The organism is Aestuariibaculum suncheonense, from assembly GCF_014596935.1.
Taxonomy (GTDB): domain Bacteria; phylum Bacteroidota; class Bacteroidia; order Flavobacteriales; family Flavobacteriaceae; genus Aestuariibaculum; species Aestuariibaculum suncheonense.
On the sequence record NZ_JACVXC010000002.1, the window covers coordinates 587,154 to 603,289 of the forward strand.

General features: G+C 34.0%; 10 protein-coding genes. All 10 read right to left on the reverse strand.

What is annotated here, in order from left to right; all coding sequences use genetic code 11:
- Positions 1 to 323: 323 nt before the first annotated feature.
- On the reverse strand, positions 324 to 2,597 hold the full coding sequence (locus ICJ84_RS08100; RefSeq protein ID WP_188215866.1) for a TonB-dependent receptor domain-containing protein: 2,274 nt from the start codon (positions 2,595 to 2,597) through the stop codon (positions 324 to 326).
- A gap of 422 nt (positions 2,598 to 3,019) precedes the next feature.
- Complete coding sequence (locus ICJ84_RS08105; protein ID WP_188215867.1) at positions 3,020 to 4,015, reverse strand: Gfo/Idh/MocA family protein; 996 nt, start codon at positions 4,013 to 4,015, stop codon at positions 3,020 to 3,022.
- Positions 4,016 to 4,042: 27 nt separating this feature from the next.
- The gene (locus ICJ84_RS08110; protein ID WP_188215868.1) at positions 4,043 to 4,825 is read right to left on the reverse strand and encodes an alpha/beta hydrolase; all 783 of its coding nucleotides are present in this window, start codon (positions 4,823 to 4,825) and stop codon (positions 4,043 to 4,045) included.
- 310 nt (positions 4,826 to 5,135) lie between these two features.
- Entirely contained in the window at positions 5,136 to 6,203 is a 1,068-nt protein-coding gene (locus tag ICJ84_RS08115; protein WP_188215869.1) for a dihydrodipicolinate synthase family protein, read from the reverse strand.
- Between the two features lie 272 nt (positions 6,204 to 6,475).
- Positions 6,476 to 7,117 carry a class I SAM-dependent methyltransferase gene (locus ICJ84_RS08120; RefSeq protein WP_188215870.1) on the reverse strand — a complete coding sequence of 214 codons (642 nt, stop codon included), beginning with the start codon at positions 7,115 to 7,117 and terminating at the stop codon, positions 6,476 to 6,478.
- Between the two features lie 103 nt (positions 7,118 to 7,220).
- Complete coding sequence (locus ICJ84_RS08125) at positions 7,221 to 8,258, reverse strand: NAD-dependent epimerase/dehydratase family protein (protein ID WP_188215871.1); 1,038 nt, start codon at positions 8,256 to 8,258, stop codon at positions 7,221 to 7,223.
- A complete protein-coding gene (locus ICJ84_RS08130) occupies positions 8,251 to 9,375 on the reverse strand; it encodes a M20 family metallopeptidase (RefSeq protein ID WP_188215872.1) in 1,125 nt (374 codons plus the stop codon). Before ICJ84_RS08130 ends, ICJ84_RS08125 begins: the two co-directional genes overlap by 8 nt.
- 26 nt (positions 9,376 to 9,401) lie before the next feature.
- Entirely contained in the window at positions 9,402 to 10,625 is a 1,224-nt protein-coding gene (locus tag ICJ84_RS08135; RefSeq protein WP_188215873.1) for an Nramp family divalent metal transporter, read from the reverse strand.
- A 213-nt stretch (positions 10,626 to 10,838) separates the two neighbouring features.
- Positions 10,839 to 12,527 carry a RagB/SusD family nutrient uptake outer membrane protein gene (locus tag ICJ84_RS08140; protein WP_206688689.1) on the reverse strand — a complete coding sequence of 563 codons (1,689 nt, stop codon included), beginning with the start codon at positions 12,525 to 12,527 and terminating at the stop codon, positions 10,839 to 10,841.
- Between the two features lie 62 nt (positions 12,528 to 12,589).
- On the reverse strand, positions 12,590 to 16,069 hold the full coding sequence (locus tag ICJ84_RS08145; RefSeq protein WP_188215875.1) for a TonB-dependent receptor: 3,480 nt from the start codon (positions 16,067 to 16,069) through the stop codon (positions 12,590 to 12,592).
- Positions 16,070 to 16,136 lie beyond the last annotated feature (67 nt).

Sequence of the window (16,136 nt, forward strand, 5' to 3'; positions counted from 1 at the left end):
CATAAGGAGTTATATACCCTAATAAAGAATAATAACGTTTCTTTTTCTACCATATTTCGGTGTACCCACAAAAAATCGGTTTTAGACTACTCTATGGTTTTCTAATCATCCTCGTAAATAAGTTCTTTTATTAATGCTTTTAAAAGGTATACAGAAACTGAACTATTCCAATAATCCCCCTTTCTACTCATGGATTGAGTTGCTAAAGGGTCGAATTAATTAAAAATCTAAATATTTTAAAGGTGTATTGGGTACGTATCCAGTCGAAAAATGAACTTTATCAGCCTTAAAATAAGAGAATTGTTAAGTATCCTGTAACTGTTTTAAAAATGATAATTTATATTAATGCCAGTGTAATAATTTGTGGGTTCTCCTGGATAGAAATACCTCGGGCTATTACCGTTAAAACCTGAGGCGTTAATTAAAATTTGAGAAGCATATTTTTCATTAAATAAATTATTAATCCCATAAAACAAGTTAGCCTTGAGGTTGTTGTTAATATTATTTTTATAACCTAATTTTAGATTTATTAATTTATAACAATCGGAAAACAAGCTATTGTCATCAGTTATTGGCATGCTATCTACAGATTGGAAATAAAGATTACCATAGAAGCCCTTTTTGGTGTCAAAATCTATTCCTGCATTGAATACCTGTTGAGGTATTCCAGTTAATTTATTTCCAGAGTAATTACTTTCATTATCAATAAAATTTTTAAAATGGTAATCATTGAGGCTGTAAGTTAAAAAAGGCCTCAAATACAAATCGTTATTTATAAACCAAGTATATCGCAGGGATAGTTCTAGACCATCATGTTGAGTTTCGCCAGCATTGATACCTATATATTGATTATCAAGGGTTCTTCTTGAAACTAATAAATTTCTAATATCCAGACGATATAAAGATATATTATATGAAAGTTTATTTTTTAATAAAGAACCGTTTGAGCCAATTTCATAGTTCCATCCAGTTTCAGGTTTAAGATTATAGTTTATCATACCATTTGGCAGTAAGGTTTCGGAAAGAGAAATGGGAGAAAATCCATGAGTTATATTGGTATATATGGATAAGGGCTTTGCAATTTGATAGGAAATTCCAACTGTAGGGGATAATATGCCTGAAAATTTATAATACCCAGATTGATCGAGGTTTTCAGAATCTATAGGGAACCTATCTTTTAAACGATACCAAGTTTGATTATAATTGAAACCTAACAAAATCATTAGGCTTTCTGAGGAGTAATTAACTTCAGAAAATATATTTGTATATCCTCTTTTTTCCTGGTAATTGGATAATAAGCTTCCTTTTACACTACCTGTGCCTTCAGGATATTCTTGGTAAAGGTTTTCTGAGGTGGAGTATTTACTGGTGTCGTAAAACAGTTCTCCTCCAATACTCCAATTGAATTGTTTTTTAAGAAGTTTTATGGAGTCATTTAATCGACTTCTTAAACCTGTTGCCAGGATTTGTTCGTCTAAAATATCAAAAGGTCTGGGCTCATAGTTGGTTTTAAATGATGAAAAAATGCTGGTTGTCAGTTTTAGATTTTTTTGAAATTGATGGTTCCAAGATATGCCTAATAAGCCTCTTGAATAATCTTCAAAACCTTTGGCTTGTTTCCATGTATAGGCAGCGCTGGATGGATTATTTGTGTAAGTTTCCATATCTAGTGAACTGGGGATGAAAGCCTTTAAATTTATATGGTTGGCTAAAAAGGATAGTTCGTCTTTTTGTCCTACAAAAAGGTTATCGTTAATTGTAAAGGTTTGCCTTTTGTAATTACTGTTATCTCTAAATCCTTTAAGTATTGTGTTGCTAAATATTGTTGTTAAACTGTTTTTAAAAGAACCGTACCCTAAAGATAAGGTCTCTTTAGTTAAACCAAAAGATCCTGTAGAGAATTCAGCTTCAAAGGATTTTTGATTTAAAGCTGTATTTTTAGGTACTAGCCTAATAGTGCCACCCAGACCCGCTCCATAAAGACTAGTGGCTCCTTTGGTGATTTCTATTCTGGATAATGAAGCGAGTTCGAAATCTTCAATATTGCTCTCACCACTACCATTGGTAAGAGGGATGTCTTTAAAGTAGGCTCTTATTTTGGCTGTGCCAAAAAGGTTCCTTGATCCTACGCCTCTAATTGTAATTCTGTTGGTATTTAGCGCACCGCTTTGCATAAAAACTCCTGGTATTTTATTTAGGCTGTGCTGTATGTTGGTATTAATTGAGCTATTTAAGTCTTTAGTTGTTATAAAACTTGTTCCATAAATAGACTTTTTTAATTTTCCTGGTAAATGGGCTGTGCTTATAATGACTTCATTTAACTCATTAGGGTTATAGCTTAACTGAATAACGGTGTAATTTGAATCAATATTAAATGCTTTGGTTTTGTAGCCTATTTTCTTGAAAGTATAATTTCCTAATGATGAAATTTCAAAACCACCATTTTTATTAGTTACAGTAATTACTTTATTTTCAGTATCTATTATTGATACGGAATCCAAAGGGATGTTTGTTTCAATATCAACTACTTTACCTTTAGAAATTTGACAGATCAATGCATTTGAATACAATATTATTAGAAATAATGTTTTTTTCATAAATCTTTGAAGTGGCAAGCGTCTTAGAAAAAATGTCTGACTTTTTATTTTAAATCCACATTGAAGGTAGAATGAATCTTATAGGCACTTAAATGTTGAGATCGGAAGCAATAATTTCCATATCCATTATTGGACGGATAGAAACCTTGTACAAAAATAGAATACATTATCTTTTTGTGAATAGGACAATTAGTGAATTTGAATTAGACTTGTATAACCCTAACTGCAGCTTAATCTTTCAACTAACAGAACTAATTTTTCCAGTCCAAAACAAAAAAACTAAAAGACCAAAATAAAATATCCAGGATATTGTTTCCGTATACTAATTTTTCTTCGGATCCTCAAAATTGTTGATATTAGTAATCCTATAAAGTCCCCGTCACAAATTTATTAGAATTTAAACATCGCATAAACCAAAGAACTCACAAGTTCTTAATAAGTTTTTTCGCTTCTTTTTGTCCCCTTTTAAATACTTTCTTCATGGAAATTATTTTCCCACCTTTTTGTTTACTGAGGCTGGAAGCCTCCATAAAAGTTAATATTTCAAGTGTCTCACTTTCTGAAACAGGTGATTCCTGCGTTCTAAAAAACTTCAATATTTCCTTCAATAAGAAAGTATAACCATCATAGCCACCTAAAGGCACATCTCCTAACGATGTATATGCGGTTCCACCATACATACTCTTCCCTGTTCGCCGACCTCGAAAAGTGCCTATTCTTCCATCATTCCATTTTCCAACCACTACATCAGTTCCTTCTGAAGACATTCGACTAACAAATATGCAACCTGTTCCCATGGTTGTAAATAACATTTCTACACCATGAATGCCATACCAAAAAAATTCAGAATGCGATGGTTCATTTTGAGCTGGAGAAAAACAATCAATCCCTAATACTTTTCCAAATTCTCCATGTCGTATTTTTTGATTTTGAAGAGAATACCTTAAGGCAGATGAAGTAAAAACTGGTACGTTATATATCTTAGCAAGTTCAAAAATTGCAATAGCCTGTGATAGTGATGCTGCTATGGGTTTATCAATAAAAATAGGTTTACCTGCTCTAAAAACTTCATTAGCCTGTTCCAAATGCAAATTACCATCATTAGTTTCCAACATGACAAAGTCTACTTTTTCTAATAGCTCGGCAATAGAAGATACAATTTCAACTCCATATCCCCTTAATTCCTCTGTATATATAGGGATTCGTTCGTTACTAGACTTTATTCTTTTAGATCCATAAGGATAAGCTGCAACTACTTTAAAATTTTTATCTTCCAATTCTTTATCATCAGTATTTATTAGCTTAGTAAAAGCTGGAGCGTGAGATGTATCAAGTCCAATAATACCAATTCTATTTTGACTTATTACCTGTGTATATAAAGCCAAAAAAAAACATGAAAAATAAATAAGTTGTTTCAATATAACTCCTTTACTTTATATTCAATATTATTTAACCTCGCTTATAAATTTAAGGCCATCGTCTATGTTTAATCTCCAATAATCCCAATTATGATGTCCTCCTTCTATTCTAAATTCATGCGGAATATCTCTATTTCTAAATATTCTATTAATCTCAATATTTCCATCAAGTAAATAATCTTTATCTCCACAACTCAAATACCATTTAACACTTTTCAATTGGTTATCTGAAAGTTGATGGACTAAATAAAGTGGATTATTTAAATTCCAATGTTCTGAAATACGATTAAAATCTTTAATATTCTTATTGTATACAGATCCATAAAGATAATCAAAATCATCATCGGTCATACTAAGTGTATTTTCATCAGTTCTAATTGCAGAACTAAATGCAACACAAACAGAAAACATATCTATATGTCGCATTGTATAGCCTAAAGCTCCATAGCCTCCCATAGATAACCCTCCAATAAACCGATTAGCTCTATCACTTTTTATCTGATATATTGATTCTATATATGGAATAAACTCTTTGAAAAACATATTCTCATAATTAAATTTTCCATTAGGATGATTCACAAACCAACTGTTGCCCCCATCAGGCATAACTATTATCATTTTGTCATTACCATTTTCCAAAACACCCTGAACTTCAGCTATATCTACCCACCCATTATCAATCCACGTATTTTCGTTATTTGTAAATCCATGCAACAGATAAAATACAGAATAATCTTCATTGCTTTTTGCATAATCTGAAGGCAAATAAATCGTGTATTTAATATCCTGATTCAATTCTACACTTTTCATTGTTAAACTTCTCTTTACAATCCCTCTACTTTGGGCTTGAATATTTGCAGTTGTTATGAGGGACAATCCTAAAATAACAATAAATAACACTCCCTTTTTAGAGATTGTATTTTTAATTTGGTTATTATTTATTTTAATTAAATTCATAAAAAATAATTTTGATATTGATTTTCTCTAATTGAATACCTCAGTGCTGATACACGAGTTACTTAACTCAAAAAATTTAAACATTTTATGAAAACTATCAGTTTTCAGTCTTTACCTAATACTCCGAGCCGAGGTGCTCTTCGGGACAATTTTTTCACTTAATTTAGGATAACCATCTCTCTAAGTTTTCTGAAACAAATGAATCATCATTTAAGTGTGGATATGCTTTATAAACCCTATCAATCTCTTCTTTTTGTCCAGATGAAAGGGCTTCACCTTCTTTTAAGGTCCATAGCCCTTCAAGTAAGCCCTGTCGTCTTAAAACCTCATGAAGCCCAACAATGCAACCAGCAAAATTATTCTCAGAATCGAAAAATGCTGCATTACTGTCGGTAATTTGATTAGCTTTGATTAACATTTCTCTATTATTAGTATCAAATTTTCCATTTTGGATTTCATTCAGTAATTTGACGGCAGATTTTGTCCAAACGGCCCAATGTCCCAACAAACCGCCAACTATTCGCTTCTTAACCATTTTACCTTCTACCATAAATTCATATTCTGATAAAAGGTCAACCAAGATATTATCGTCATTTCCAGTATAGAGAGTGATATCATCTGCTCTTCCTGATTCCACAACACCACGGACAACATCAATTGTCTTATACCGGTTGAAAGGTGCCATTTTTATCCCAATTACATTTGGGATACGTGCAAACTCCCGCCAGAAATCAACATTCAATTTTCCACCGCCAACAGCATTTTGTAAATAAAAACCTATTACTGGAACAATATCGGCCACAGCTTTACAATGTTCCAGAATTTCTTTATTAGAAGCTTCCTTTAATGCTGCAAGGCTAAGTAACACGGCGTGAAATCCATTTTCAACAGCAAGCTTAGCCTCGTTTTTGGCTGACACGGTATTTCCAATGACTCCTGCCACACGAAATATTGGCTTTTTAGTCTTTTCAGTATATCGATCAAATTCTTCTTTAGCAATTTTTAGAATTGGTTCATAAAGCCTGAATTCTGGCAGACGAATTTCAAATTGTGTTGTATGGACAGCCACGGCAACACCTCCGGCACCAGCCTCCAAATAATACCGCATTAAAGCCCTCTGGCGGCGTTCGTCCAATTTCCGATTTTTATCCAAGGCTAATGGAAGTGCTGGTATAACAACACCTTTATGAAACGAGCTTAAAACATCTTTAGGTAATTCAGTATGGTTCATTTTATTTCTAATATTAATATTCGATTTAATTAAAAATTAATTAAGTTAAAATTACGGGAATAGTGGAATTAAATATTCTGGTTAGGCTATGGTTAGTAGAGGATTAAAAATAGTTGAATTCTCGGATTTGCAATTATCCAAAGCTTTTATTTTGTTTTATCTTTTCATTTTTTTTTAGCCAAATCAAAAGATTTGACGGACTTTATAAATATAGATAGACTTTGGATTAAACACCAAAATCCATATTAACTATAGATACTATTGTTCCATGTTTATTTTTTTCGAGCAATAAATATCATATCAGTTAGGAAAGTTCCGTCTGGCTCAGGATATTTTTTTCTTTGAAGATCCAGGATTTCAAATTCATATTTTGTTAGAATATTATTTAGAAATTCCGCTTTTCTATAATAAATATACACTCTATTTTTACCACTAAAACTTGTTAATTCATATCCCGATTTTTCAGGATTATCTTCCATTGTACTTATATATATTACACCTTTTCTATTCAAGATTTTTGATGAGTCAAGAATGAGTTTTTCACATTCACTATCAGATAAATAAGGCATACAAAACCCGCACATAACAGCATCGAATTTCTTGTCAATTTTAGAGATTTCTCTACAATCCAATATTTTAAAATCAGCATTTGGATTATTCCTTTTAGATAATTTAACCATATTTGAAGCTAAGTCGACACCTAATATATTCAAGTCACGTCTCTTATTGAGTAGATATTTCGTTACATTTCCTGGTCCACATGCTATTTCAAGAATATTAGCTTTTAAAGGTTGAATCAATTCACAAAATTTATCATAAGTATCATTGTACAAATCCATACTCATAAACTTTGCTTGATAATTATCAGCTGACTTATTATAAGTTTCCACAGATTCTCGATTTCTTTCTATCATTTCGTTTTCTTTCTAATCTGGTACAAATAAGGTTTTCAATGATATGAATATTTCATATTTACAAATTATAGAAATTACTGCTTTTCTATCTCAACTAAAAAAATTAATATTTTCCGTCTCTAACTTCAAAGTGGGTAGGTTTTCCCAATATCTTTTTTTCATCCTCTATCCAGTACCCCGTCCATTTCAAAAGTTTGTTAATAGACAATTTAGGATTTCCGAATAGATTATGAGCTAGATCTGAGTTATTTAAAAAAGCAGTTTGAGCCTCTTCGCCTACAATTATGGGCATTATTCCGAAAATTTTCCCGAATTCTTCAGCAATATCCCGAACAGAAAGTGTTTCTTGTCCAGTAATATTTAGAATCTTAGCTGGAGTTTCGGTATATTCAAGGGATCTCAGCACCTGATTATTTGCATCACCTTGCCAAATGACATTAAAATAACCCATCGACAAGTCAACTGGAATGCTGTTTTTTACTTTTGTAGCAATATCTATCAGAACTCCATAACGAGGTTCTACCGCATAATTTAAACGAATAAGAACTACAGGCGTGTTATACTTTTTGCTTCCATACTCAAACATTCTTTCTCGACCAAGACAGGACTGGGCGTATTCACCTAAAGGCTTTGGGACATCGGTTTCCTTCGACCCACCCGAATCTATGTCCACAAGCGGATATACACAACCAGTAGAATAGGCTACAATTTTGGAATCCTTAAAATGTTCAGCTATAAGAGCGGGCAAGTATGAATTCATGGCCCAGGTGAGAGAGGCATTCTCTTCAGAACCAAATTTCATGCCAGCCAAAAAGAAGACATTCTTTACTTTTGGTAGACTTTCCAGAAAGTCTCTTTCAAGCAGGTCCCCTTGAAATATCTCAATACCTAATTCTTCAATATGCTTTTTTTCCTCATCACAACTAAACCTAGAAACCCCAATAATTCTTTTCTTTATTCCAGCCTCGTCACATGCCCGTTTGGCCATATTTGCCAAAGAGGGGCCAATTTTACCAGCTATACCCAGAAACATGATATCACCTTCTAATCTTTTAAACATTTCAACCGTTTCTTCTGCCGGTCTTGACAATAATTCTTCCAACTGTTTATCATCTAATATTCTGTTTGGATAATCATTCATTGTAAAGTCTTTTTAATATTATGTTTTTATATATTTCTACTGCTTTTTGAAGTTTATCTATATAACAGTATTCATCAGTTTGGTGAGCCATTTCTATCTCCCCTGGTCCAAGGATGATTGTTGGTGCACCGCCATAAGCCTTCTGTAAAACAGATCCGTCAGTCAAATAAGGTAAGGATTTAGGGAATCCATCAACATTCTTAGAAATTCCACAGGCCTCATATACCATCTTCACAAAAGCCGCATCTTCATCGGTTGAAATTGCGGGTAAATCGACAAGGATTTCTATAGTAATCTCATCGCCCAAATCTTTCTTTAGATTATGAATGAATTCTTTATGATCTATTTTGGTAGTTGTCCGAGCATCAATAGTAAAACTAGCAGAATCTGGGACTGAATTTATATTTAATCCGCCAGACATCATACCTACATTAATGGTAGAAAAGCCCAATAAAGGATCTTTTTCCACGGAAAAATCAAAATGTTCTACTTTGGAAATAGCTCGACAAACCTTATAAATGGCATTATCTCCCAAGTGCGGCATAGAAGAATGAGCAGTGGTTCCAAATGCTGATAAATTTAAATAAACACCTCCCTTATGTCCAATTCCTGGAACATTACCTGTGGGTTCCCCTACAATTATACCACTAGCGCATCCTAAATTTTTATAGTTGGCTACCAAATCCCTGGCCCCGCGACATCCTAATTCTTCTGCTGCTGTAAGAACCAGCCGAACACCGCCCTGAGGGTATTCATGCTCAAAAGATTCAATAGCAGCAATAACCATAGCGGCCACACCACCTTTCATATCAGTAGATCCTCGACCATAAAGTTTTCCATCTTTAACTTCACCACCAAATGGATCAACAGTCCATGGCTTCGCACCTAAAGGAACCGTGTCAAAATGACCACTAAATACAACAGGTGGAGTTTTTGCAGAACATCCTTTTTCTGCTATAAGATGGACTCGATTTTCTTCAAAGGGTACATATTCAACATTAAATCCGTTTTCTTCAAGTAAACTACCTATGAACTTTGCAGCCAGGTGTTCATTTCCAGGTGGGTTTACAGTATCAAAAGCAATAAGCTTTTGGGTTAGTGAAACAACATCATACATAAATATATTTGATATAATTTAATTCATTATGTTGTACTTAAAAATGAAATGAAATTTGAGTACAGATAATAAATAATAATACTAATTAATATAAAACTCAACATGGCCAATATATTTTGCCATGTTGAGTTTCGAAAATTGCCCATGATTTGTTTATTATTAAGGATCAAATACATTCCCACTGCAATTAAGGGAACAACTACTAAAGTTGTTGCCTGTGCAACTATTAATGCATATATGACATTCCCTTGAAAAAAAACAGCAATCAACATTCCCAATACAAGAATTATAGTGGTTAAAATTTTTGGTATTCTTTCATTCATAGAACGTCCCAAACCTAGGCCATCTGATAAAAGACCTCCACCAATTACTGCGTTGACCATTAGTGAAGAAAAAGCAGCAGCGCATAATCCAAAACTAAAAACAATCATGGCATAATTTCCAAACAAAGCTTCTAACTGAAGTGCCATATCCGCAGCTGAATTTACTGTAACACCTATTGGATAAAGTGCCGCCGCCGACGTTATTATTATCAATATAGAAATAAGAGCTAAAAAGAAAATTCCCATATAACTATCGTTTAATGCTCTATTTAAATTTGAAATCTTCCATCCTTTATCTTGGACCAAATAAGATTGATAGATAGCTCCATTCAATGCAAAAGTAGTAGCGATTAAGGCAGCAACTATATTCAGATTTTTTGCATTTAGAGATATTGGTAAAAAACCTTTTGCGACTTGTTCCACATCTGGTTTTACAACCAATATGTTAATAAAGAAGGCTAGAATCATTATCATTACCAATATCATCATTAATTTTTCTAGTGCTTTATAAAGGTTTTTAGCCCAAAAAAGCAATATTATTGCCGAAAAAGTAAAAACAACAGGCCAGACACGCTCATCGATTCCAGTAATTCCCTCCATTCCAATTCCGATTCCAAGATTATTTCCAAATTGAAAACAGGCAGCTGAAATGAAGGCAGACACTCCTATTAATACTGAAAACCATCGACCATACGTTTGAGCAATTGCATGGAGAATCGATTGACTATTTGTTATTCCAAACCTTACGGCCATAGATACGTAAATAATCATAGATAAGGAAGCAGGTATAATTACCCAAAGGAAACTATACCCCACTTCAGATCCAATTCTCGAAGCTACTGCAATACTACCAGGCCCCAAGACAACCGACGCAATAATAATACCTGGCCCTAATGATTTTATCACTTTTTTTATCTTATCAAACATACTCTAGATTCGTACTTGGTAAATTTCTAATTCGTTAGTTTAGCTATCAATTCAAGCGCTTTCCTTTTCATTGAAAAAAACTCTATAATGCTTATTTCCAAAGGTTATCAAATCCTTAAAAAATTTCATGGAATCGACGATTCATAGTTTACCTCCTTTTTTGATGTGCCAACCTACCTATTATTGTGATTTTCGCTTTGTCATATTTAGCGTTTACTCACCCCAACCCGGATTCTGTATCAGATTATCTTTGTTTAATTCTATTTGAGCCTTTGATATTGGAAGCAAATAATCACGACTAACATCAAACAAATAACCATTAGGAATTTGATTCTTGTAAGGATCAAGAAAACCATTCTGATCAACAGGGTAAATGTTTCTCACAAGCTGAGAAGCTAAAAATCCTTTGGGTCTCTCACCAACAATCAGCTCATCGGCAGCAGCCCATCTTCTTATATCAAAAAATCGCAGCCCTTCAAGAGCAAGTTCAACACGTCTCTCACGTCTAACTTCGTTAATTATTGGAGAGAGCGTAGGAAAATCCCATTGTGGATCTTGAACGATACTTCCAAGGACTAGGTTCGGCATACCCACTCTTTCTCTTAGTTTATTAATTGAGATATCAAGATCAGCTTGGGTAATGATGCCTAATTGAGCCTTGGCTTCAGCATAATTAAGTAACACTTCGGCATATCTGTATATAATACCCGGAGTATCCTCATACTGTGGCACATGATAAACAACTTCTGGATTATAACCCTTCTTAATAACATAGCCACCAGGACAATTTAAATCTACCCTAGTATTTAGGTTGTCGTAAACTTCATTATAATAGCTAATTGATCCATCCCCGTAAATTTTCCACACATCGTCAGGTATGGCTATTGTTTGAGTAAATCTCGGATCTCGATTCTGAGTTTCGGTTACGATTGAAGTATACCCTTGAAAAAGATTATTATTCGCTATTGGGTTACCATCTATACAGAGATATGAATCAGCCAATGATTTAGATAAGGAGTTTTCATAAGGAAACTGCATCCTGTAGTTTGGCTCTCGTCGAAAAACTAAATCGCCCTGTCCCAATTCAGTATTGAATTCTTGCCAAAACATTACTTCTTGATTGGAAGAATAATCTCTTAATTTAAAAAGGTTATAATAATCTGAGGTAGGATTGCCTGTTGAATATATATCGTACAAACCAGATTCTATAATTGCTGTAGTAGCCTCAACTACTTTACTGTAATATTTTTCGGGCTGAGGATTAACCACGCCAAAAGCTGTGTTGGCATGATACTCTTCCCATGAACCTTCAAAAAGAGCGACTCTACTTTGAAGCATTAGAGCCATCCATTTATTTATTCGAGAAGCACCATTTGTTTTGCTATCTGTAAGATAAGTTGCAGCCTTATCCAGTGTTGCAATAATACTATCTGTCACGACATTTCTAGGGTCTCTCGCCTTATATAACTCAGGTGAATCCGTATTCAAGGTATTTGTTAACCATTGAATATCTCCGTATCTATCTAAAAGATTAAAATAAATTAAAGCTTTGAAAAAAAGAGCTTCTCCTAAATACTGCTTATACTCTTCAAGGTCGTGATTTTCTTTAACTCGAGCATAATTATCAAGAAAAAAATTAACACTTCTAACACCAGAAAAATCGATACTCCTAGCATCATCAAGATTTAAGGCACCTTGCAATCGAATATCGGCTGTTATGTCAATGGAATTATCGGAATCAAAATCTCTTCCAAAAGCAGGAGATATAGGGAAATTTTCACTAGTGTAAAATTGATTGACGTAGGTCTCTAAATCTCTTGGACTTCTGAAAAAATCCTCAGATCCAACCTGGTCTAATGGGTGTTTATCTAAAAAATCCTTTTCACACGTATATAAGATCATACCTAATATAATACAACCTATAATTTTTATGATTTTCATAATTTCTTCTTTTAAGTATTAAGTTAAAAATTTAGGTTTAAACCTAATGTAAAGGTTCTTGAAATTGGATATCCCCCACCAGTAACACCAGCCGTCAAACCTTGTTCTGGGTCAATAGCCTTAGGTAATTTTGTAAAAGTTAACAGATTACCTCCTGTAAAGAAAATTCTCGCCTTAACAAAATCAGTTGGAACTGTATAACCAATTTGAACAGTCTTAAGTCGGAAATAAGCTGCGTTTAATAGGTAGCCTGTTTGAACTCGCCTATTTTTAACACTTTCGGTACTAAAATATGGTTTTGGAAGATAAGCATCTGTATTAGGACCAAGCATATTGGTCTCATCTGCTGGTCTCCAGTAATCTAATGCTGGTGTGCCTTTAAACACCGCACTTTCTGTCCAGGAAGTAGCTAATCCCCAAAAGGTGTTCATACGATCATATGGATAAAAATCACGTTTACCCACACCCATCCATTGCATTGCAAAGTCTAAATTTTTCCATTTAAAGCCACCATTCACCCCATAATTATATCTGGGTTGTGAATTTCCAATAATACTTAAATCGCCGTGATCGTCAAGGGTTCTTGCTCCATAGGATACTTTACCATCTCCATTAAGATCCTTGTATTTTATATCACCTGGTCCCCATCTTGGATGAAAGGCTGATTGATCTGGCATTTCTTCAGTTGGAGATTGGATAATTTTATCGGTAGTTAATCCCCACATTTCTCCAACCACTTTACCGCTGTACCAAGTACTTATTAGTCCGTTATCATTTTTATACTTGGTAATAATTGATTTATTATCACCTAAGGTAACCTGTGCATGATACGAAAAGTTGTCTGAAAGTCTATCTTTCCATCCCAAAATAACCTCAAATCCTTTGGTTTCTAAGGAAGCGTTATTTGCTAATGGTGTATTTGCACCTAAGGTATAAGGAAGGGTTTCCTGTGGCCCAAACATGTCTGTTGTTTTTCTATTGAACACTTCAACAGTCAAGTTTAAGCGGTTATTGAGAAAGGCAGCATCAATACCAAGATTGGCGCTAGTTATTGTTTCCCAAGTTAACCCACTACTTAATAGATTAGGCGCATCCGCATATGGTGGTCGTGCACCCGCAATAATCCATGGCGTTTGAATATTAATAGGTATACTTGAGGAATGTAAATAATTATCAACATTTTGATTTCCCAATTGTCCATAAGAGGCTCTAACTTTAAAACTGTTGACATAAGTTTTAATAGGTTCCCAAAAACTTTCTTTAGAAATAACATACCCGGCAGAAACGGATGGAAAAAATCCCCATCTAGAATCTTTAGCGAATTTTGATGAACCATTATATCGTCCACTAACTTCCAATAAATATTTTTCCTGATAATTATAATTGAATCTACCAAAAACCCCCATAGTTGACCAAGACCATATTGTATCATCAACTACAACTGCTCCTAGTGCCGTACTTAAAGAAGGAATTTGATCTGTTATTAAATTTTCTGCTCTTGCGTATTGCTGATAAAAATTCTTTTCCTCCTGTTCATATCCAGCCAATATATTGAAGTTATGATCACCTAAACCTTTTTCATAGGTACTAACCATATTGAACAAGGAATAAGGAGCATCAGTCATTGTAGATGCATAAGAAGAAATAGGTTTACCTACGTTACCAAATTCACCATTTCCAAGTTTCACCATTACAGGTTTTGGATTAGATTCTCTCCTACCTGTTTTAAAATTGTAATTGTAAGAAAATCTCGTCTTCCAACCCGTAACCGGCTCAATTTCTGCCTTTAGTGTAACCAGTAAATCATTGTCAACGGAAATATCTCTACCCGCACTTTCGATGTTTCTATATATTGGATTTGCTATACTCCCGTCAATATTATAAAGTACCGTGTTGGGAGCAAAGTGATTAAGTGCTAGAGTGAAAAAATTTTCTCTTTCTACAGTAGTTATTCCTTGAGGATAATCTCTTCTGGAATTGGCATACTTTGTACTTAAACCAAAAGTAAGCCAATCTGTTGCTTTAGTATCTATATTAGAAAGAATATCGTACCTTTTATACTCATCGTAACCAACCGCATAATAACCTTCTTCATCAAAGTAGCCCATAGACACATAAAACTGCGTCTTTTCATTTCCTCCACTCACATGCACATTATGCTTTGTATCAACCTTAGCGTCTTTTAAAAGCAAATGCGTATAATCATAATTAGCATTTCCTAATCTTCTTGTAGCCCAGATGGAGTTTGGTGGATTATTAGGATCATATTCATCAGTAATTGTTCCTGCAATATATCCCTTCATTCGTTCTACCAGTTCATCAGAATATACAGGAGGTCTTCCTGCATTTGCTGATGCTTGGTTATATGCTGTAGCGTAAACCACTGAACTCTCCATGTGAGGAATCCCCAATTTTGTACCAATTACCATATTCGTATTGTATTGTACAGAGACCTTCCCATCAGTTTTACCTTTCTTTGTGGTTATTAAAACAACACCAAAAGGAGCTCGCGCACCGTAAATAGCAGAAGCACTAGCATCTTTTAAAACCGACACACTTTCAATGTTCTGAGGATCTAAATTATCTATATCCATTTCTACTCCATCAACTAAAATTAAAGGAGAATCATTACCACTTAGTGAACCCAACCCCCTAATACTCCAAGATCTTCTTGCTCCAGGTTCACCACCCAATGGCCCGCCCACATTGATACTAAGGTTTGGCGAGATACCAGCCAAAGCTGCCCCAACATTGGGTAAAGGCTGATTTGATAATTCTTCCCCTGAAACTGTAGCAACAGCCCCAGTTAAATTCTGCTTTTTTTGCGTGCCATAGCCTACTACTACTACTTCTTCTAAAGCAGCTGTATCTGTTTCTAAAACGATATTTATATTATTAAGTCCTTTAACTTCTATTTTCTGGGTAGCATATCCTACATAACTTACTACTAAAACGGCATCTTTAGAAACTTTTATGGAGTAATTCCCATCAAAATCAGTACTTGTTCCATTTTGAGTTCCATTTTCCATAATATTAACCCCTGGAATAGGCATGCCAGTACCGGTTTCGCTTATAATTCCAGAAACTAAGATTGTTTCTTGGATTGTTTTTAAATCAATAACCTCAGCCTTTCCCGAAAGTTTTTTCACAAGAACTTGTCTATCAGAAATTTCATAAATTAGGTTTGTATTTAAAAAAGCACGTCGTAAAATTTCATCCAGCGATGACTCTTTTAGACTCACTGAAATCTTTACATTATCATTTAATACGTCTTCTTTATACAAAAAAATGTATTCGGTTTTTCGCTGAATTTCTTTAAAAAACTCGACCAAGGTTACATCCTTAATATCGATATCTATTTTTTCCTGAGCATATAAAGAGGGTATATAGGCCTCAACAATATTAGGCCCCAATAAGATAATTAACACACAAACGGTGTTGAATAAATTCCGTGAAAAGTTATTGAAATCATAACAAAGCCTCAATCTTTTATTTTTATTCATAATTTAATTTTTCGTTGGTTTTTTTGCTTTAAAAAGTTAATTTGATTGACGGGTCCAAAGAATACTA